This window comes from Streptomyces sp. NPDC048185 (assembly GCF_043202495.1).
GTDB lineage: Bacteria > Actinomycetota > Actinomycetes > Streptomycetales > Streptomycetaceae > Streptomyces.
Genome location: NZ_JBIDAN010000015.1, coordinates 35,946 through 54,441 on the forward strand (window position 1 = coordinate 35,946; position 18,496 = coordinate 54,441).

Sequence of the window (18,496 nt, forward strand, 5' to 3'; positions counted from 1 at the left end):
AATGACGCCCCCGTGCGGCGTCCTGCCCGCCCGGGCGTATTCGTAGTAAGACAGGATCACGCACGCGCGCGTGCCGAACGGAGGCATCCTGTGAAAGCAGCATTGCGCATGGCCATGGCCGTGGTTCTGTGTGGCGGGGTCGTGTCGGCCATGGCGCCGGGCACGGTGGCGTCGGCCGCCGACTCCCCGCGGTACGTCGCGCTGGGCGACTCCTACGCTTCCTCCCCGCTGGTGCCGCCGGCCGACCCGGCCGGGCCGGCGTGTCTGCGCTCCCTCGCCGACTATCCCCGGGTCGCGGCCGAGGCCCTGGACGCGACGCTCGTCGACGTCAGCTGCTCCGGGGCCACCGTCGACGACCTGAGCACCGCTCAGCACCCCGGAACCGCACCCCAGTACGCCGCGCTCACCCCGGACACCGACATCGTCAGCGTCACCATCGGCGGCAACGACAGCGACCTCTTCAGCGAAGCGCTGAACTGCATCAACGTCCTGCCGCAGCCCCACGGCACGAGCTGCGCGGAGAAGAACACCGCCGGCGGCACCGACAGGATCAGGGACCGCATCGACGCCTGGGCACCGTCCTTCGCCACCGTCCTGGACGAGATCGCCCGCAGGGCGCCGCGTGCCGGCATCTTCGTCGTCGGCTACGGCAACTACCTCCGCCCCGACGGCTGCCACCCCGAACAGCCCTACTGGAAGCAGGACGCCAACCACCTCCAGGGCGCGATCAACCACCTCAGCGCCGTGCTGAAGCGGACGGCCGAGCAGCACGGCGCCTCCTTCGTCGACACCTACACCCCGGGCATCGGACACGACATCTGTGCCGCCCCCGCCGACCGCTGGATCGAGGGAGTGCTTCCCGGCCGCCCGGCCGCGCCCCTGCACCCCAACGCGTCAGGGGCCCGGGCCATCGGCACCGTCCTGGCCGAGGCCGTCCGCGGCCGGCACCCGGCCGGTGCCCGTCAGGCGCGGACCTGACCGTTCTCGAAGTACGCCACCAGGTCCGCGTCCAGCGGCGGCACACGGCGTGGTGTCCCCCCGTCGCGGAGTGAATCCGTCGCCCGGACGCCCGCCGCCACCGCCATCCGGGCCGCGACCGGTGACGTGTCCGTACCGCCGCCCACCCGTACGAACCGCAGGAACTCGTCCACCAGCAGCGGATCGGCTCCGCCGTGCCCCGCGTCGTCCTCGGCGGCCGGGATGTCGTGCACCTCGTCCGCCTCGGGACGGTAGCCGGAGCGTCGGGTGTTCCAGACCCTGACGCTTCCGCCGGGGCCGTCACCGAAGTTCTCCAGCCGGCCGGAGTCGCCGATGACCGTGTAGTTGCGCCAGTAGTCGGGCGTGAAGTGGCACTGCTGGTAGGCGGCCAGCACTCCGTTGTCGAGGCGCATGTTCAGCAGCGAGACGTCCTCCACGTCGATGACGGGGTTGAGGGCCCGCTGGGTGTGCGGCGGCCAGTGGCCGTCCTTCGTGTACCAGTCCTCGGTTTTCGGTTCACCGGGCGCGCGGCGGTGCGGATTGCCGCCGTACACCATCAGGTCGCCCATCGCCTGGACGTCCCGCGCGTATCCGCCGGCCAGCCAGTGCAGGACGTCGATGTCGTGGGCGGCCTTCTGGAGCAGCAGCCCCGTGGTGTGCCGCCGGTCGGCGTGCCAGTCCTTGAAGTACCAGTCGCCGCCGTAGCCGACGAAGTGCCGGATCCACACGGTCTTGACCTCGCCGACCGCTCCCCGCCGCACCAGGTCCCGCATCAGCCGTACGACCGGCATGTGACGCATGTTGTGGCCGATGTAGAGCCGGGTCCCGGTCTCGTACGCCGTGCGCAGGATGGCGTCGCAGCGCTCGACGCTGATGTCGAGCGGCTTCTCGACGAGGACGGGTTTGCCCGCGCGGAGCGCCTCGCAGGCCAGGTCGGCATGGGTGTGGTCGGGCGTGAGGACCAGCACCGCGTCGACGCCGGGGTGATGGATCACCTCCCCGTGGTCAAGGGTCAGGAGTGCCTCGGGAAAGGCCTCGGCCGCCTTCGCACGGGCGCGGGCGTCCGGTTCCGCCAGCGCGGTGACCCGGGCGCCTGCGCCGGGCCGGTGGGCGGTGCGGGCGAGTGAGCCGCGCAGTCCGTAGCCGAGCACGCCCATACGGAGGTCGGTCATGGTCTTCCTTCGTTCGTCGGGCCGTGCGTTCGGCCCGGTCAGGGATGGACGAGTACCTGGGACAGGGCGACCCGTCCCGTTCCGGACACCGCGATCCGCACGGTGCGCGTGCTGCTGTCCAGGTCGACCACGGTCGGGCGCCGGGCCTTGCCACTGACGTGGACCGTCCTGTCGTCCGTGACGACGTCGAAGTCGGCGGTCGTCATCGAGGAGTTGTTCCAGACCTCGATCCGGCGGACCCGGTGGGTGCCACCGAGGTCCACCTGCCACCAGGCGCCCGGAGCGGACAGGGTGCGGGTGTCCGTGGTGATGTCGCCGTCCAGGGCCAGGTCCGCGGTCGCGGTTCCGTCGGTCGCGGACTGGCCCGCGGTGCCCGAGCGGGCCAGGTCGGTGCGCAGTCGCTCGACCGGGCCGCCGTGGGCGCCGGCCCGGGCGGCGACGGTGAGCGCCGCGGCCGGCAGCCGGTCCAGGCCGGTGAGGTTGTCCGTCATGACCGAGCCCCGGCCCGACAGCCCGGGCGCGTCGGTGTCCGTCCAGTTGGCCCGGGCCGTGTTGCCGACGCCGTAGTCCGCCCAGTTGGACACCCACTTGTAGCCGACGCGGGTGATGACGTTCCGCTCGACGAGGATGTGCGAGGACTGCTCGTCGAGGTAGATGCCGTTGCCGTCGCGCTCGGTGTTGCCGAACGCGGAGCGGTTGATGTAGTTCTCCGACAGGACCGTCCCGGGCTGGGCCCCCTGCGTGTAGATCGCGCCGCCGTCGTGCTGTTCGTGCGCCACCTCCATCACGTCGGTGATCCGGTTGGCCGTCACCTTGTTGTCGCGCAGTACGGAGACCTGCGCCTCGGGCTGGTTCCAGCCCCAGCCGACGGAGATCCCGGAGTAGGGGAGGTGGCTGAGGGTGTTGTGCTCGACGGCGAGCTCGGCCTCGTAGCCGGCCCAGATGCCCACGGAGTCGGTGTACTCGACGCCGGTGCGGCTGATGGTGTTGTACGCGACCGTGTTCCGCTCGCCGGCGAGGGCCTGCCCGGGCCGTGGCTCGGTGTCGCCGACGTAGACCGCGCCCGACGACAGGTCGGTGAACGACGAACGGGTCAGGGAGCTGTCCTTCGTGCCTGCCTCCAGGATCACCCCGGCACCGCCGAGCCGGCTGAACCCGGCCCGGTCGACACGGACGTGCCGGCCGCCGCGCACGGTGACGGCCGCCGTCGGTTTGGTGTAGTGGCGACCGGCGTGGTCGACGGGCCCGGTGCTGCCGGTCAGGGTGAGACCGGCCTGGGTGCCCGCGTAACCCTCGTCGGTGCCGGGCTGCCGGTAGGCGGCGTACGCGAAGCCGATTCCGCCGACCGTGAGGTCATGGACGCCGTCGAGGACGAGGAGCTGTTCCGTGTGCGGGGTGACGGTCCTGGCTCTGCGCATGTCCTCGCCCTCGCGCGGCAGGTAGGTCACGGTGCGATCCGCGGAGTCCCACACGAACTCGCCTGGCTGGTCGAGGAGTTCACGTGCGTTCTCGAAGAAGGCGACCCCGCTGTAGCGGGTGGAGTCGACCGTCGTGGAGTCCCAGGCCGGGCCCGTGCGGCCGGTGCCGCTGGAGGAGTTGGTCCAGCAGGGCCGGGCGAAGGTCAGGAGGTCGCCGCTGACGCCGGTGATGCGGCAGTGGTAGTTGCGCCAGCGGACACGGATGACGGCCTCGGCGTCCGTGGGACGCCGCCACCGCGCGACGCCCGTGGCGCCGGCCCCGGTCAGGCCGGTCGCGGTGGCGTCGCAGACGTCGGCGGCGCAGGACGCGCCGCGGGCGCGGACGGCGCGCCTGCCGTCGACGAAGAGCTGGCGCGGGGTGACCCCGGCCGGGACGGCGGCGGTCCAGGTTCCGTCGCCGTTCGGCGCCCAGCCGCTGACGGTCCGGCCGCCGGACAGCACGGGGCGGGCACCCGGTGCCGCCGTCCAGGTGACGGTGCGGCCCGGCCCACCGGAGTCGGCGGCACCGAGGCGGAGCGGCTCGGCGCGCTCGTACGTACCGTTCTCGAGCAGGACGCGGACGTCGCGGCCGGTCTCGGCGCGGGCCGTGTCCCGGGCGCCTTCCAGGGCACAGGGCCGGGCGGCGGTGCAGGCGGTGCCCGCGCCGTCCGGGGCCGCGTACAGGGTGCGCGGCGGTGGCGCGGCCTGGGCCGTGGGCGTGGTGAGCAGGGCGGCGAGGCCCGCGGCGCAGGCCGCGGCGGTCAGCCGCAGGGCGTTCGTCGGCACGTTCACGCGTCCGCCCTCCAGTCCGGGTGGCCGGGCATGGGCGGATTGACGGCTCCGAAGAGCCAGTCGCGCAGGAAACCGTCGACGGACCGGTCACCGGTGACGTCCACGGCGTGACCGATGAAGTCCTCACTGGTGACGTTGCGGTCCTTGAACCGCTCGGGCCAGACCCGCATCACGCGGTCGAAGGCACGGTCGCCGATCCGCCGGCGCAGCGCGTACAGGACGAGCGCGCCACCGTCGTAGATGTTGGTGCCGCCCAGGGCCTTGGGCCGTCCCGGCGGGCCGTCCGCGGCGCGGATCGCGTCGAGCCTGCCGTAGGTCGCCCTCATCCTGTCGGCGAGGACGGACCAGCCGCGCTCCTCGCCGTACAGGGCGGCGTAGTACACGGCGGGGCCTTCGTTGAGCCACGCCTGCTGCCAGTCGGCGGGGGTGACCGAGTCGCCGTACCACTGGTGGACCAGCTCGTGGACCATGGTGGTCTCGTACGTCGGACGGCCGTTCGTGTTCGGCCGGAACCAGGTGGTGGAGAAGAGGGACAGGGTCTGGTTCTCCAGGGCGTCGCTGTAGCCGTCGTAGATGTGGACGCCGTAGACGGAGAACGGGTAGCGGCCGAACTTCCCCTCCAGCCAGGCCAGATGGTCGGGCGTGCGGGCGACGACCGGGGCGAACTCGTCCTCCCTGCCCTGCGGTACGACGTGCCGCAGCGGCAGGCCCCGGTGGCTGGTCCCGTACAGGTACGTGCCCTTGACGACGGCGATGCCGATGAGCTCGGTCGCCATCCGCTCGCGCAGGGCGAAGTGCCAGACGGTGGATCCGTTCGCGCCGGGGGTCTTGTGAAGCAGTTCGCCGTTGGCGGTGGCGACGAAACCCTCGGGGGCGCTGATGTGGAAGGTCCAGGTCGCCTTGTCCGAGGGGGTGTCGTTGCAGGGCAGGAAGGTGTCGGCGCGGGAGGACTGGGCGGCGGAGGCGAAGCCGCCGTCACTGCCGAACCGCCAGCCCGTGAGGCCGAGTCGGGGCGCCTTGCCGTTGCCGTGGTAGTAGACGGCGATCGTGAAGGGCCGTCCGTCGCGCAGGGGCGACGCCGGTGTGACGGTGAGTTCCTGTCCGCTCTTGCCCGCTGTGACCGTCCACGTCGCGGGATCGCCGTTCACGGTGACGGAGTCGATGGCGTGGCCGTCGGTGTCCAGGTTGAACGCGGACAGGTCCTGGGTGGCCCTGGCGTTCATCCGGACCACGGCCGTGAAGTCGTACGTCACCGGGGTGAAGTCGAAGGTCAGGTCGTAGTGGACGACCTGGTAGCCGCCGTTGCCGAGGGTCGGGAAGAGCGGGTCGCCGACCCCGTCGGAGCCCGGGGACGGGTGGAAGCCGGAGGAACGGGCGGAGGCGGGCGCGGCCAAGGCGGGCACGGCCGCGACGGCGGCCGCGGCGCCGCCGAATCCGAGGACGGAGCGTCGCGTCGTCACTTCTTCCCCTTCTGGACGGCTTCCTCGAACTCTCCCCGGGCCTGCTCGCCGCCCTTGGCGAGGTAGTCCTTGACCAGCTGGTCGTAGGCCGACATGGGCTTGCGGCCGGCGATGATGTCCTTGAGCCCGTCCTGCTTGAGCGTGAGCAGGCTGCCGCTGCCTTTGGAGTCCCAGGTGGGGGAGGAGTACTGGAGGGTGGGGGACTGCTCCATCATCGGGACCATCCTGCTCAGCGTCTCGTGCACGTGGCGCACGCCCGCCTCGGAGTCGGCGCTGTAGACGGCCGGGACCGCGGACGCCAGGAACTTCCAGGGCACGGTGACGTCCTGGCTGCCCTGCTCGGTGAGCGCGGGGTTGCCCTTCGCGTCGCGCGTGAAGTCGGTGCCCTCGACGCCGTAGTTGATCAGCGTGTACTCCAGGCTGCCGAAGGGCGAGGCCGCGAAGTCCGCCAGCGCGAGCACCTGCCGCACGCGATCGGCGGACGCCTTCTTCAGGTGCGTGTTCTGGAGCTCGACGTTGTCCGTCCAGGCGACGGCGTCCTTGCCGAAGGGCACGAAGGGCCTCGGGTCGTACGACGCGTCGATCGCCTTCATCGCGGCGACGTAGCCGACGCCAGGCGCCAGGTAGGTGGGCAGCCCGTCGTAGACGTAGGCGCCCTTGCCGTTCTTGAACATGTCCGTGTACTGCGCCTTCTGGGCCCCGGACATCTGGAGCGTGCCGGGGTAGAAGCAGCCCGCCTTGTACAGGGAGCGGGCCGTCTCCACGGCCTGGCGGTACTCGGGTGTCTCCAGGTCGGTGGTGAACCGGCCGGTCTTCGCGTCGAGCCGCCAGAAGTACGGCGCGCCCGCCGACATGGCGAGCACGCCGGTGACCCCCGCGATGATCGCGTACTGGTCCCTCCCCGGCCGGGTCAGCTCCTTGCACGCCTCGACGAACCGGTCGAGGCCGGTGATCTGGTCGAGGCCGGTGATGCCGATCTCCTCGAACAGGTCGTGGCGGTAGAACCCGGCGCCGCCGGTGCCGGTGCGGGCGATCGGGATGCCGTAGAGCCTGCCGCCGAAGATCGCGGCCTGCCAGGCCGCCTTCGGTATGGCGGCGAGGTTCGGGAAGTCCTTGACGGCGTCGCCGGCGAGGAACGGGGTCAGGTCGGCGCACTTGGCCCGGAGGAAGGCGGCCATGTTGTCGACGCCGCCGGCCTCGGGGTACATGAACAGGTCGGGAAGGCTGTCGCCGGCCACCATCGTGGAGAACTTCGTGCCGTAGTCGTCGGCGGGCACCGCGGTGATGTCGACCTTGCCGCCGAGCAGCTTCTCGATCTCCCGCCAGGCGGCGTTGCGGGATCGGCCGGGCGGGGGAGGGGAGAAGGTCTCCAGGGTCGCTCTGATCCTGGACGCCCCCTTCAGCGGGGCTCCCTCGGTGGCCCGCAGCGGCTCGGCCGGATAGCGGAAGTAACCCTGCGGGACGCCCGCGGCGGTGCCGGGCAGGTCGGGGGTGAGACCGATGTCGCGCACCGTGGTGCGGGGCAGCAGCGAGGCGCTCTTGGCCTCCGCCTTCGCCTGGGTGCCGCCGTCGCCGCAGGCGGCGAGCAGGGGAGCGGCGGTCAGTGCGAGACCGGCGCCCGCACCCATGCGGAGCAGTGCTCTTCGATCGAGGGGAGTGGAGCTCGACACGGAAATCTCCTTGAGAGGTGGGACGGGGCCGCCGCGGCTCGCGCTCAGCCCTTGACGGCCCCGGTGAGCACGCCCTTGGTGAAGTAGCGCTGGAGGAAGGGATAGACGAGCAGGATCGGCACGACGGCGATCACCAGGACCGCCATCTGCACGGCCTGCTGCGGGGCGAGTGCCTCGCCGGCGGAGACGCTGTCGAGGCTCTGGCCCTGGAGGACGTAGGTGCGCAGCACCATCGGCAGCGGCCACTTGCCGGAGTCGTCGAGATACAGGAGCGCGTTGAAGAAGGCGTTCCAGTACGTCACGGCGTAGAAGAGGCTGATCACGGCGAGCACGGCCTTCGACAGGGGCAGCACGACGCGGACGAGGACGGTGAGGTCGCCCGCTCCGTCGACCTTCGCCGCGTCGTACAGCTCCTCGGGCAGGTTCATGAAGAAGGAGCGCAGGACGACCAGATTGAACGCGCTGACCAGGGTGGGCAGCACCAGGGCCGCGTAGGTGTCGTACAGGCCGAGGCCCTCGACGAGCAGGAAGTTGGGGATGATGCCCGCGTTGAACAGCATCGTGAACAGCGCCGTCATCAGGATGAAGCGGGAGCCCGTGACCTCCCGGCGCGACAGGCCGTAGGCCATGCCGATCGTGGCGAGCAGACTGGCGAGCGTGCCGACCACGGTGATGCCCACGCTGACCAGCAGCGCCCGGGTCACGACACCGCCGGTGAAGACGGTGCGGTAGGCGTCGAGCGTGGGGTGGTCGGGCCACAGGACGAGGCCCGTGGAGCGGATGATGTCGCTCTGCGAGGCGAAGCTGGTGCCGATGACGCCGAGCAGCGGATAGGCGACGGCGGCGACCACGGCCACGAGGGCCAGGCCCTTGGCCAGCCGGCCGGCGACGGTCGGCTTCTCCATCCACGGCGGCCGGCCGTCGGACGTCCGCACCGCGGGACGGCCGGCCCCCTTCGGCTGCCGCGTGGGTACGGAGCCGGGCTGTGTCTTCTCAGCGGTCAGCACCGCGGTACACCCCTTCGTGGCCGAGGCGGTGGGCGAGTTTGTTCGCGCCCAGGACGAGTGCGGTGCCGATGACGGCCTTGACCAGGCCGACGGCGGCGGCGACGCCCCAGTCGTTGTCCTTGATGCCGTGGTAGTAGACGTACGTGTCCAGGACCTCACCGGCGTCGGGGCCGACCGCGTCGCGCTGGAGCAGGATCTGCTCGAAGCCGACGGAGAGGATCTGCCCGAGGTTGAGGACGAGCAGCAGGATCAGGACGGGAGCGATACCCGGCAGGGTGACGTGCCAGAGCCTGCGCCCGGGGCCGGCGCCGTCGATCGCGGCGGCCTCGTACTGCTGTCTGTCGATGCCGAGCAGCGCGGCGAGGATGATGATCGTGCCCCAGCCCGCGTCCTTCCACGCCACCTGGAGGGTGAGGAGCCAGGGGAAGGCGTCGGGGTCGCTCATCATGTCGTAGCGCGGGAGACCGAGCCCCGCGAGGACGTCGGGCAGGAGGCCGGCGCCGCCGAGGAGTTGCTGGAAGATCGACACGATGATCACCCAGCCGATGAAGTGCGGCAGGTAGACCACGCTCTGCACGAAGCGCCGGACGCGCTCGCTGGTGATGCTGTTGAGCAGCAGGGCCAGGGCGATGGGGACCGGGAAGAAGAACACCAGCTGGATCAGGGCGATCTCCAGGGTGTTGGACGTCGCCGTCCAGAACGCCCTGTCACCGAACGCCGCGGTGAAGTTGGAGAAGCCCACCCAGACGCTGTGCATGTACCCGAGGTAGGGCTCGTAGTCCTGGAACGCGACGACGTAACCGAGCAGCGGAACATAGTGGAACACGATGAAGTAGAGCAGTCCGGGCAGTGTGAGCAGCAGCATCACCCGGTCCCGCTTGATCCGTTGCCACAGGGTCCGGTCCTTCGGCAGCGGGGGTGCTGATTCAGCCATGGCGCGTCCTGTTCGGCTGGTGGCGCTTGGTGACCTTCTGCGGCGGCAAGTTAGTAAGCGGTTAACCCCATCGTCAAGAGATGCGGGGTAACGGCTGTCTTGTGCATCGCCTCCTCGCACGGATTTCTGCAGGCTCTACCTGCAGAAGATAGACAGAACAGGTCAGTTGAGCGGTCTCGGTGCTTGACGGCCGACCCCGGTGCTCCCTAGCGTGCCGGTCATTCCATAGAACACGATTACTGTCCGGAGGCAGGGTGCGAACCACCGAAGAGGTGCCGGCTCGTTCCGGGGCCGCTGACACGTCACCGGCACCCAGGCGGCCGCGCACGGTGCTGGTCATGAGTCCCGGACTGCTCGACGCCGTCTTCCCGCCCCCTGTCCGGGCCAGGCTGGAGGACATCGCCGACCTGCACAGCCCGTGCGTCATCGGCGAGTTCGACTCGGCGGACGCGGCTGCCGCGCTGGCGGGAGCGGAGGTGCTGCTGACCGGCTGGGGGTGCCCGCCGGTCGACGCGGAACTGCTCGAACGCGCGCCCGCCGTACGGGCCGTGATCCACGCGGCGGGAACCGTCAAGACCTTCCTGTCCCCGGCCGCCTTCGACCGGGGCATCGTCGTCTCCTCCGCGGCCGCGGCCAACGCCGTGCCGGTCGCCGAGTACACCTTGGCCGCCATCATCATGGGCGCGAAGCGGGTGTTCCCGCTGGCCGAACTGTTCCGCTCCCGGCGCACCCACCGCACCGGCGCCGACCTGGACCGTCAGCACTGGCTCGGTACGCACGGCCTGACCGTCGGGGTCGTCGGCGCCTCGCGGATCGGCCGCCGGGTCGTCGAACTCCTGCGCGTCCTCGACGCCGACGTCCTGCTCCACGACCCCTACGTCACCCACGACGAGGCGCTCCGGCTCGGGGTCACCCCCACCGACCTGGACACCCTGGTCGCCAGGAGCGACGTGGTCACGGTCCACGCCCCCGAGACCCCCGAGACCCGCGGCATGATCGACGCCCGCCGCATCGGCCTGATGCGGCCGGGCACCCTGCTGGTCAACACGGCACGGGGTGCCCTGGTGGACACCGAGGCGCTGACGGAACACCTGGTCGCAGGGCGGCTGGACGCGGTGCTCGACGTGACCTCGCCGGAGCCGCTGCCCGAGGGACACCCCTTGTGGGACCTGCCGAACGTCTTCATCACCCCGCACCTGGCGGGCGCCCAGGGCAACGAGGTGGGCCGCCTCGGCGCGCTCGCCGTCGAGGAGCTGGGCCGGTACGCGCACGGCACGCCGTTCGCGCACCCGGTGCACCGGGGCGACCTGGGGCGGATCGCGTGAGCGCCGGGGCTCCGCAGGCTCTAGGCTCGACGTCGGACAACAGCCAGCAGGGGGTGCACCGGATGCGCAGGCAGAGCACGGCCGCGGACGGCCGGCGGCGGGCCACCGTCACCGACGTGGCACGCCTCGCCGGCGTCTCCACGGCGACCGTCTCGCGCGTACTGAACCGCAACTACCCGGTGGCGCAGGCCACCCGGGAACGGGTCGAGTCCGCGATGCGCGAACTGGGCTACGTGGTCAACGCCCACGCCCGCGCCCTCGCCGGCGTCTCCAACCGCACGGTCGGCATCATCGTCAACGAGGTCGTCGACCCGTTCTACGCCTACATCGCCCGCGGGGTGGAGCGGGAGGCCACGCTGGGCGGCCGGCTCTGCCTGGTGTGCTGCACCCAGGGCGACCCGCAGCGCGAGCTGGCCTTCGTCGAGCTGATGCACGAGCGGCGGGCCGACGCGGTCGTCGTCGTCGGCGGCAGCATCGCCGACCGGGCCTACACCTCCGAACTGGCGCGCAGGGCACGGGAGCTGGACGCGGACGGGTCGAAGCTGGTGCTGTGCGGCAGGCCACCGCTCGGCGAGCAGGTGCCGACCGTGTCGGTCGAGTACGACAACGAGGGCGGCGCCTTCGCCATCACCGACCACCTGCTGATGCAGGGCCACGAGCGCATCCTGTACCTGGGCGGCCCGCCCAGGCTCTCCACCACCCGGGACCGGCTCGCCGGACACCGGCGGGCGCTCGGACTGCGTGGAGTGACGCCCGACCCGGAGCTGATCCACCCCGGCGCGTTCAGCCGCGGCTTCGGCCAGCGGCGCATGGCCGAACTGCTGCGGGACGGACCGGAGTTCACCGCCGTGTTCGCCGCCAACGACATGGTCGCCGCCGGCGCCGCCCAGGCGCTGGAGGAGGCCGGACGGAGGGTGCCGAAGGACATCTCCCTGGTGGGCTACGACGACATCCCGGTCGCGCAGGAGATGCGGCCCAAGCTGACCACGGTGCACGTGCCGCTGGAGGAGATGGGCCGGCAGGCCGTGCGCCTGGCCGTGTCGGGCGGCGACGAGGACGACTGGCGCGAGCCGACGACCGGCGCGCTGCGGCTCGGCACGCACATCGTCGTACGCGATTCCGTGGCACCCCGGGCCACGAAGGGCGGCCGGGTGTGACCGATTACCGGGCTGTTCGGCCGTAGCCGACCCTTGCTGCCATAGAAAAACGCAGTAACTTCCCCGCCCCTCTTGCGGCCTCGTAGCAACCGCTTACATGCTGTCGCGGAGTCTTCACCCCCCCCCCACGCCTCCGTCCCGCGCCCTTCCACCGCAGGGAGAGTTCCGCATGCGTACTCCGACACCCTCCTCGTCCACCTCGTCGGCCTCGTCCGTCACGTCCCCGTCGTCCCCCGTGAGCCGCCGCGCCGTCCTCGCCTCGGCGGCGGGCGCCGGGGCCCTGGCAGCACTCGGTGCCACGGCCGGGCCGGCCTCGGCCCGGGACCGACGGCCCCAGGCCGCCGTCTTCGTCACCGCACGGCCCGGTGCCGAGACCGAACGGCTCCGCCTCGGACAGGCCCTGCGGGGAAGCGAGTTCCACCCCACGGGGCTGTACGCCGAGCCCGGCACCGCCCTCGCCCTCACGGTCCGGCCGCACGACGGCCTCGTCCCCACCCTCTGGGTCGGCGCCTGGGACTACTACGGCGAGATCACGGAGCCGCGCAGCTACCCCCTGGCCGCCGGCGCCAACACGGTCACCGACCCGCACGGCGGCCCGGTCTACCTGACGCTCACCGGCGACGGCGAGCAGGCGAGCGTCCTGTTCCGCTCGGGCGCCGTGCCGATGCCGGTGTTCACCCTCGGGGAGACCACGGAGGCCGTCTACCAGCAGCGTCTCGACACGCTGACCGACAGCCCGTACGTCGAGCTCCACGCCCCGAACACCATCATGACCCTCACCCGCGAGGGCGCGCTCCTGTACCGCGACGAGGACCACGCCGCGCTGCTGGAGCTGGTCGAGACGATCATCGACTCGCACGCCCGGATCAGCGGCCTGGACGGATCACGGCCGGTGCACCGGAGGAAGGCGGGGCCGTACCATTTCACCGAGGTCACCAAGGTGCCGGCCGGTGTCGGCGCCTACGCCACACACGGCTACAACGGCTTCCCGCGCGCCTACCTGGACCGAGCCACCACCGTCACCGGACTGCGGACCCGCGGCTGGGGCCTCTACCACGAGCTGGGCCACCTGCATCAGCAGTTCGCCTACAAGCCGGGCGGCCTCACGGAGGTCACCGTCAACATCTACTCACTGGCCGCGCAGCGCACCCTGGGACAGCCGTCCAACCTGCTCACGGTCGACGCCACGACGGGCCTGAACCACTTCCAGTCCGCGCGGCGCAAGTTCGGCACCGCCGGACTGGCCTACGAGAAGTCCTTCGACGCGTACGAGAAGCTCGTCCCCCTGCGCCAGCTGGAGCTGGCGTTCGGCGACGACTTCTGGCCCCGTCTGCACCAGCTGGTGCGCGAGGAGAACCCGCAGTCCGACTACACGGAGAACGCCAAGCGCTACCGGGCCCTGGCCACGTACTCCAGCCGGATCGCCGGACACGACCTCACCGACTTCTTCGTGCGCACCTGGGCGTTCCCGATCGACGAGACCGGCAGGGCGGAGCTGGCGGCGCTGCACCTGCCGCAGCCGCCCGTCGACCCCAGCACGCTCACCGACTGACCGGGACGAAAGGACCAGCCGTGCGACTCACCAGACGTGCCCTCCTGACGGCGACCGCGGCGACCGGGGCCACCGCCCTCGTCACCCCGGCGGGCCCGGCACACGCCGCGACACCCACCGGGACCGCGGCGGCCACCGGGACCGGCGCTGCCGCCGAGGCGGACGTTTCCGCGCTCCTCGAGCGGGCCGAGGCCCTGCTCACCGGCGGAGACCTCGACCCCGCGGACCCTGACCTCGCCGCGGCCGTCGCCGCGCTGGACACCACGGCGAAGGACCTGTGGGAAACCCTCGACCGCGGCCCCGCACGCACCGCCCTCTGGGCCGACCTCGCCCCCGTGGCCGACCCCGGCAACTTCGGCCAGAGCTACACCAGGCTGCGCACCATTGCCATCGCCTGGGCCACGCCCGGCACCTCGCTCACCGCGGACCCCGCCGTGACCGACGCGCTCGTGGCAGCGCTGCGCTTCGCCCACGACGCCGCCTACAACCCGGCCAGGCGCGAGACGGGCAACTGGTGGTTCTGGGAGATAGGCGCCCCCCGCGCCCTGATGGACAGCGCCGTCCTGCTGCGGCACCGGCTGCCGGCCGCCGACCTGACGGACTACCTGGCCGTCGTCGACCGGTTCTGTCCCGACGCGGACCGCCGCACCAACGCCCCCACCCTCGCCGAGACCGGCGCCAACCGCGCCGACAAGGCCGTGATCGTCGCGCTGCGCGGTCTGCTCGGCCAGGACGCCGCCAAGCTCGCCTCGGCCCGGGACGCCCTGTCCGACGTACGCGACGCCGGGCGCAACAGCCTGTTCCGGTACGTCACCTCGGGCGACGGCTTCTACGAGGACGGCTCGTTCGTCCAGCACGGCGCGGTCGCCTACACCGGCACCTACGGCGTGGTCCTCCTCGGCGGCATCGCCCACCTTCTCACGCTGCTGGCCGGCTCCCCGTGGCAGGTCGCGGACCCCGACGTCTCGGTGCTGTACGACGCCGTCGAGCGGAGCTTCACACCGGTGATCTTCGAGGGACTGATGATGGACGCCGTGCGCGGCCGCGCCGTCTCCCGGGAACGGGCCGGCGACCACCGCGACGGCGCGGCGGCCGTCGCGGCGATCCTGCTGCTGGCCACCGGGGCGCCCGCGGCGTACGCCGGCCGCTGGCGCTCGCTCGCCAAGGGCTGGCTGACACGCAACCGCACCACGCCCTTCGCCGAGCTCGCCGGCCTGCCCCAACTCGCGCTCGCCAAGGACGTCCTGGACGACGACGGCGTAGCCGCGCAGCAACGCACCGGCGGCCTCCACGTCTTCGCCGACATGGACCGCGTGGTGCACCACCGCCCGCGCTGGGCGTACGCCCTCTCGCTCTCCTCGCAACGCATCGCGGCGTACGAGGCGGGCAACGGGGAGAACCTGCACGGCTGGTACACCGGCGACGGCATGGCCTACCTCTACGACGTGGACGACCCGGCGCAGTACGACGACGCCTTCTGGCCGACCGTCGATCCGTACCGGCTCCCCGGCACGACGGTCGACACCCGGCGGCGCACCGACCTCGGCACGGGCGGAGGCACGTCCACCTACCGGCCGGCCAACGCCGTCGCGGGCGGCTCGGTGCTGCACGGCCGGTACGGTGCCGTCTCGATGGAACTGACCGGCGCGCCCGGCAGCACCCTGCGGGCGAAGAAGTCCTGGTTCCTCGTCGACGACGCGGTGATCTCCCTCGGCGCGGACATCACCGCCACCGACGGCCGCACCGTCGAGACGGTCGTCGAGAACCGCAACCTCGGGCGCGACGGCAGACCGCGCCTGGTGGTCGACGGCGCCCGGCAACCCGACGAGCAGGGCTGGTCACATCGGTTCGGCCGGGCCGGATGGGCGCACGTGGAAGGAGTGGGCGGCTACGTCTTCCCCGGGGCGAGCGCGCTGCACGCCCTGCGGGAGGAACGCACCGGCACCTGGCGCGACATCAACACCGGAGCGGACACGGCCGGCTCGACGACTCCGTTCACCCGGCGCTATCTCACCCTGTGGGTCGACCACGGGGTCTCGCCCACGGGGGCCCGGTACGCCCACGCACTGCTCCCCGGTGCGTCCGCCACCGCCACCGCCGTCTGGGCACGCTCCCGCCCGGTGCAGGTCGTCGCCAACGACGCGTCCGTCCAGGCCGTGGAGGCCCGCCGCCTCGGGCTCACCGCGGCGAACTTCTGGACCGCGGGGAGGGCGGCCGGGATCAGCTCCTCCGGCCCGGCCTCCGTGCTCGTCCTGCGGCGCGGCGACCGGATCTCGGTGGCCGTCTCCGACCCCGGCCGCACCCTGACCTCGGTCGGCGTCGAACTGCCGTTCCGCGTGCGTGCCGTGGCCGAGGCGGACGACACCGTCGTCGTCACCCCCGGCCGCAGGGGCCGCCTCACCGTCGCCGTGGGCGGGTCACGCGGCCACACCCACCACGCGGAACTCGTCCCGTAGACCGTCCCGAGGAGACCACGATGTCCGTCGCCCCGCATCTGCACCTGCCGCCGACCGACCGGGTCCTGTCCGCACGGACCGGCTGGACCCGTGCCCACTGGGAGGCGACGGCCGACCGGATGCTGGACGCGCTCGTGCCGTACGCGACACCCGGCTTCGCCCAGTACCGGCTGCCGGGCCGCACCAGCTGGTCTGGTGTCGTCTCGGACGGACTCGAGGGGTTCGCCCGTTCCTTCCTGCTCGCGGCCTTCCGGATCGCCGGCTCGGGCGGCGCCGCCGACCCGGCACTGACCGAGCGCTACGCCGCCGGCCTGGCGGCGGGCACGGACCCCGGTGGCAAGGAGGCCTGGCCCGCGCTGACGGACTGTTCGCAGCAGATGGTCGAGGCGGCCGCCGTCGCCGTCGCCCTGCACGAGAGCCGTCCGTGGATCTGGGACCGCCTCGACGCCGGGGTGCAGGAACGTGTCGTCGACTGGCTCTCCGGCTTCGTCGGCGCACGTACCTGGGACAACAACTGGCGCCTCTTCCAGGTGGTGTCCGAGGAGTTCCTGGCCTCGGTGGGCGCCCCGCACAGCCGCCGGGACATCCACTCCGGCCTCGACCGGATCGAGGACTGGTACCGGGGTGACGGCTGGTACACCGACGGGGACGGTCGGAACTTCGACTACTACAACGGCTGGGCGCTGCACCTGTACCCGCTCCTGTGGTCGCGGATCGCGCGGGACGACGGAGGCCGGACGGCGGTGTACCGGGAACGCCTGAGCAGGTTCCTCGAGGACTACCTCCACTTCTTCGGCGCGGACGGCGCACCCGTGCACCAAGGGCGTTCGCTCGCGTACCGCTTCGCCGCCCTGGCCCCGGTGTGGGCGGGCGTGCTGGCCGACTGCACGCCGCTCGCCCCCGGAGTGTCGCGGCGCCTCGCCTCCGGCACGCTGCGGCACTTCGTCGAGCGCGGCGCGCCGGACGAACGAGGGCTGCTGCCGCTCGGCTGGTACGGCACCTTCCTCCCCGCCACCCAGCCCTACTCCGGTCCGGCCTCCCCGTACTGGGCGAGCAAGGCCTTCCTCGGGCTGCTGCTCCCCGCGGACCACCCGGTCTGGACGGAACGGGAACTGCCCCTGCCCGTGGAGGAGTCCGACACCCGCAGGGCGCTCCCGGCGCCGGGCTGGCTGCTGCACGGCACCCGGGACGACGGCATCGTCAGGCTGATCAACCACGGCAGCGACCACCAGCCGCCCCAGGACGACGGCGCCGACCCGGCCGAAGGCGCCGAGGACCCGCACTACGCGCGGCTCGCCCACTCGACCGCCACGGCCCCGGAGACGGCACCGCACGCGGTGGCACGGGCCGTCGACAACCACCTGGCGCTGCTGTCACCGAGCGGCACACCGTCACGGCGCGCCCGGATCCATCCCCTGCGCTGCGAGGAGGGGGTCGCGGCGTCCTGGTACGCGGCACGGTTCCCGGGCGACGACCACCGGTACCGCGTCGAGACCACCAGCGTGCTGCACGGCCCGTGGGAGATCAGGGTCCACCGGATCGAGGCACCGCGAGGGGCGTCGGTGCGGGAGGGCGGGTACGCGGTGGCGCACGCGGAGAGTCCGGCCGCGCTGACCGGTCCTGGCTGGGCGCTGACCCGTACGGCCGACGGGCTGAGCAGTGCCGTGATCGCGCTGCACGGCTGGGGCGACGGGGCGCGGCGGGGCACCGCGGAGGTGGCCCGGGACGTCCAGTCCAACGCCTTCGGGCCCCGTTCCGCGATCCCGTACCTGCGTCTCGACCGTCACCCCGGGGGCCGGAGCACGCACGTCTCCCTGGTGGTCCTGTCCCGCGACAGCATCCATCCGCAGGCGCTGCGCGACGTGGTGTCCGTGCGGGCGGGGGCCGGGACCACGGTGTCGCTGGCGTTCCTGGACGGCACGACGATGGACGTCTGAAGGGCGCCGTCCTGGCGGGAGCCGGGCGGCTCGCGCGAGCCCGCCACAGGGACCGTTCGAGCAGCGGCGCCCCTGGCCGGGGCCCGAGGCGCATAGAATCCGGTCTCATGCCGAAGCCTGACGAGCTGATCGTTGACATCGCCGCCCTCGTGGAGTCCGGGCAGAGCAGTCAGATGTCCCTGACCGTGGTCGCCGGTGGTGCCGTCGTCACCGGCCGCCTGGCTCCCGAAGCCGTGTGGCGGCAGCGGGTGTCGGAGGTGCTGACGGACTCCGCCCAGCTGAGCGAGTTCTCCCCCGTCTTCGACGCTCCCGCGAAGAAGGACGGACCGCCCACCCATCTCCACTTCCACGTCGCCCGGATCCTGCAGGGCACGGTGGGGATCCCGGAGACGGGCGGGATGTACCGGGTCGCGATCGAGGACGTCAGCGCCTGGACCGTGGGCGACTTCAGCTACTCCGACGGCTGACCCGCGGCGGCGGCCGGGCCCCCCCCGCCCGCCCCCCCCCCCCCCGGGGGCGCCCCCCCCCCCGCCGGCCCCGGTGGCTGTGCCCCATCGAACCCGCGGGGGGGCAAACCCAAAGGTGGGGGGGGACGCCCC

General features: G+C 72.2%; 13 protein-coding genes. 7 read left to right on the forward strand and 6 right to left on the reverse strand.

Going from position 1 to position 18,496, the window contains the following annotated elements; genetic code table 11:
- Window positions 1-108: 108 nt before the first annotated feature.
- A complete protein-coding gene (locus tag ACGF3H_RS32340) occupies window positions 109-978 on the forward strand; it encodes an SGNH/GDSL hydrolase family protein (RefSeq protein ID WP_393590284.1) in 870 nt (289 codons plus the stop codon).
- Here the strand turns inward: ACGF3H_RS32340 and ACGF3H_RS32345 are convergent.
- From ACGF3H_RS32345 to ACGF3H_RS32370, 6 genes are all read right to left on the reverse strand, one after another.
- The gene (locus ACGF3H_RS32345) at window positions 963-2,150 is read right to left on the reverse strand and encodes a Gfo/Idh/MocA family oxidoreductase (RefSeq protein WP_362494836.1); all 1,188 of its coding nucleotides are present in this window, start codon (window positions 2,148-2,150) and stop codon (window positions 963-965) included. The two genes, ACGF3H_RS32340 and ACGF3H_RS32345, sit on opposite strands and share 16 nt — an antisense overlap.
- Before the next feature lie 38 nt (window positions 2,151-2,188).
- Window positions 2,189-4,399 carry a right-handed parallel beta-helix repeat-containing protein gene (locus ACGF3H_RS32350; RefSeq protein WP_362494833.1) on the reverse strand — a complete coding sequence of 737 codons (2,211 nt, stop codon included), beginning with the start codon at window positions 4,397-4,399 and terminating at the stop codon, window positions 2,189-2,191.
- Window positions 4,396-5,859, reverse strand: a complete 1,464-nt coding sequence (locus tag ACGF3H_RS32355) for a M1 family metallopeptidase (RefSeq protein WP_362494830.1) — start codon at window positions 5,857-5,859, stop codon at window positions 4,396-4,398. Before ACGF3H_RS32355 ends, ACGF3H_RS32350 begins: the two co-directional genes overlap by 4 nt.
- Window positions 5,856-7,529 (reverse strand): extracellular solute-binding protein, encoded by a 1,674-nt coding sequence (locus tag ACGF3H_RS32360; protein ID WP_362494827.1) that lies wholly within the window; start codon window positions 7,527-7,529, stop codon window positions 5,856-5,858. The genes ACGF3H_RS32355 and ACGF3H_RS32360 overlap by 4 nt, the downstream gene beginning before the upstream one ends.
- A gap of 44 nt (window positions 7,530-7,573) precedes the next feature.
- Window positions 7,574-8,434 carry a carbohydrate ABC transporter permease gene (locus ACGF3H_RS32365; protein ID WP_362494912.1) on the reverse strand — a complete coding sequence of 287 codons (861 nt, stop codon included), beginning with the start codon at window positions 8,432-8,434 and terminating at the stop codon, window positions 7,574-7,576.
- An 88-nt stretch (window positions 8,435-8,522) separates the two neighbouring features.
- Window positions 8,523-9,470, reverse strand: coding sequence for an ABC transporter permease subunit (locus ACGF3H_RS32370; RefSeq protein ID WP_362494824.1), 948 nt, complete (start codon window positions 9,468-9,470; stop codon window positions 8,523-8,525).
- A gap of 338 nt (window positions 9,471-9,808) precedes the next feature.
- On the opposite strand from ACGF3H_RS32370, the gene ACGF3H_RS32375 reads away from it, so the two are divergent.
- The 6 genes from ACGF3H_RS32375 to ACGF3H_RS32400 all read left to right on the forward strand — a co-directional run bounded on the left by ACGF3H_RS32375 (window position 9,809) and on the right by ACGF3H_RS32400 (window position 18,364).
- Window positions 9,809-10,795, forward strand: a complete 987-nt coding sequence (locus ACGF3H_RS32375; RefSeq protein WP_362494821.1) for a hydroxyacid dehydrogenase — start codon at window positions 9,809-9,811, stop codon at window positions 10,793-10,795.
- Between the two features lie 62 nt (window positions 10,796-10,857).
- The gene (locus tag ACGF3H_RS32380) at window positions 10,858-11,952 is read left to right on the forward strand and encodes a LacI family DNA-binding transcriptional regulator (protein WP_362494818.1); all 1,095 of its coding nucleotides are present in this window, start codon (window positions 10,858-10,860) and stop codon (window positions 11,950-11,952) included.
- A 169-nt stretch (window positions 11,953-12,121) separates the two neighbouring features.
- Entirely contained in the window at window positions 12,122-13,504 is a 1,383-nt protein-coding gene (locus ACGF3H_RS32385; protein ID WP_362494815.1) for a M60 family metallopeptidase, read from the forward strand.
- Window positions 13,505-13,524: 20 nt separating this feature from the next.
- Window positions 13,525-15,960 carry a polysaccharide lyase 8 family protein gene (locus tag ACGF3H_RS32390; protein ID WP_362494812.1) on the forward strand — a complete coding sequence of 812 codons (2,436 nt, stop codon included), beginning with the start codon at window positions 13,525-13,527 and terminating at the stop codon, window positions 15,958-15,960.
- 20 nt (window positions 15,961-15,980) lie between these two features.
- Window positions 15,981-17,897 (forward strand): DUF2264 domain-containing protein, encoded by a 1,917-nt coding sequence (locus ACGF3H_RS32395; protein WP_362494810.1) that lies wholly within the window; start codon window positions 15,981-15,983, stop codon window positions 17,895-17,897.
- A 107-nt stretch (window positions 17,898-18,004) separates the two neighbouring features.
- Window positions 18,005-18,364, forward strand: coding sequence for a hypothetical protein (locus ACGF3H_RS32400; protein ID WP_362494808.1), 360 nt, complete (start codon window positions 18,005-18,007; stop codon window positions 18,362-18,364).
- The last annotated feature ends 132 nt before the right edge of the window (window positions 18,365-18,496 follow it).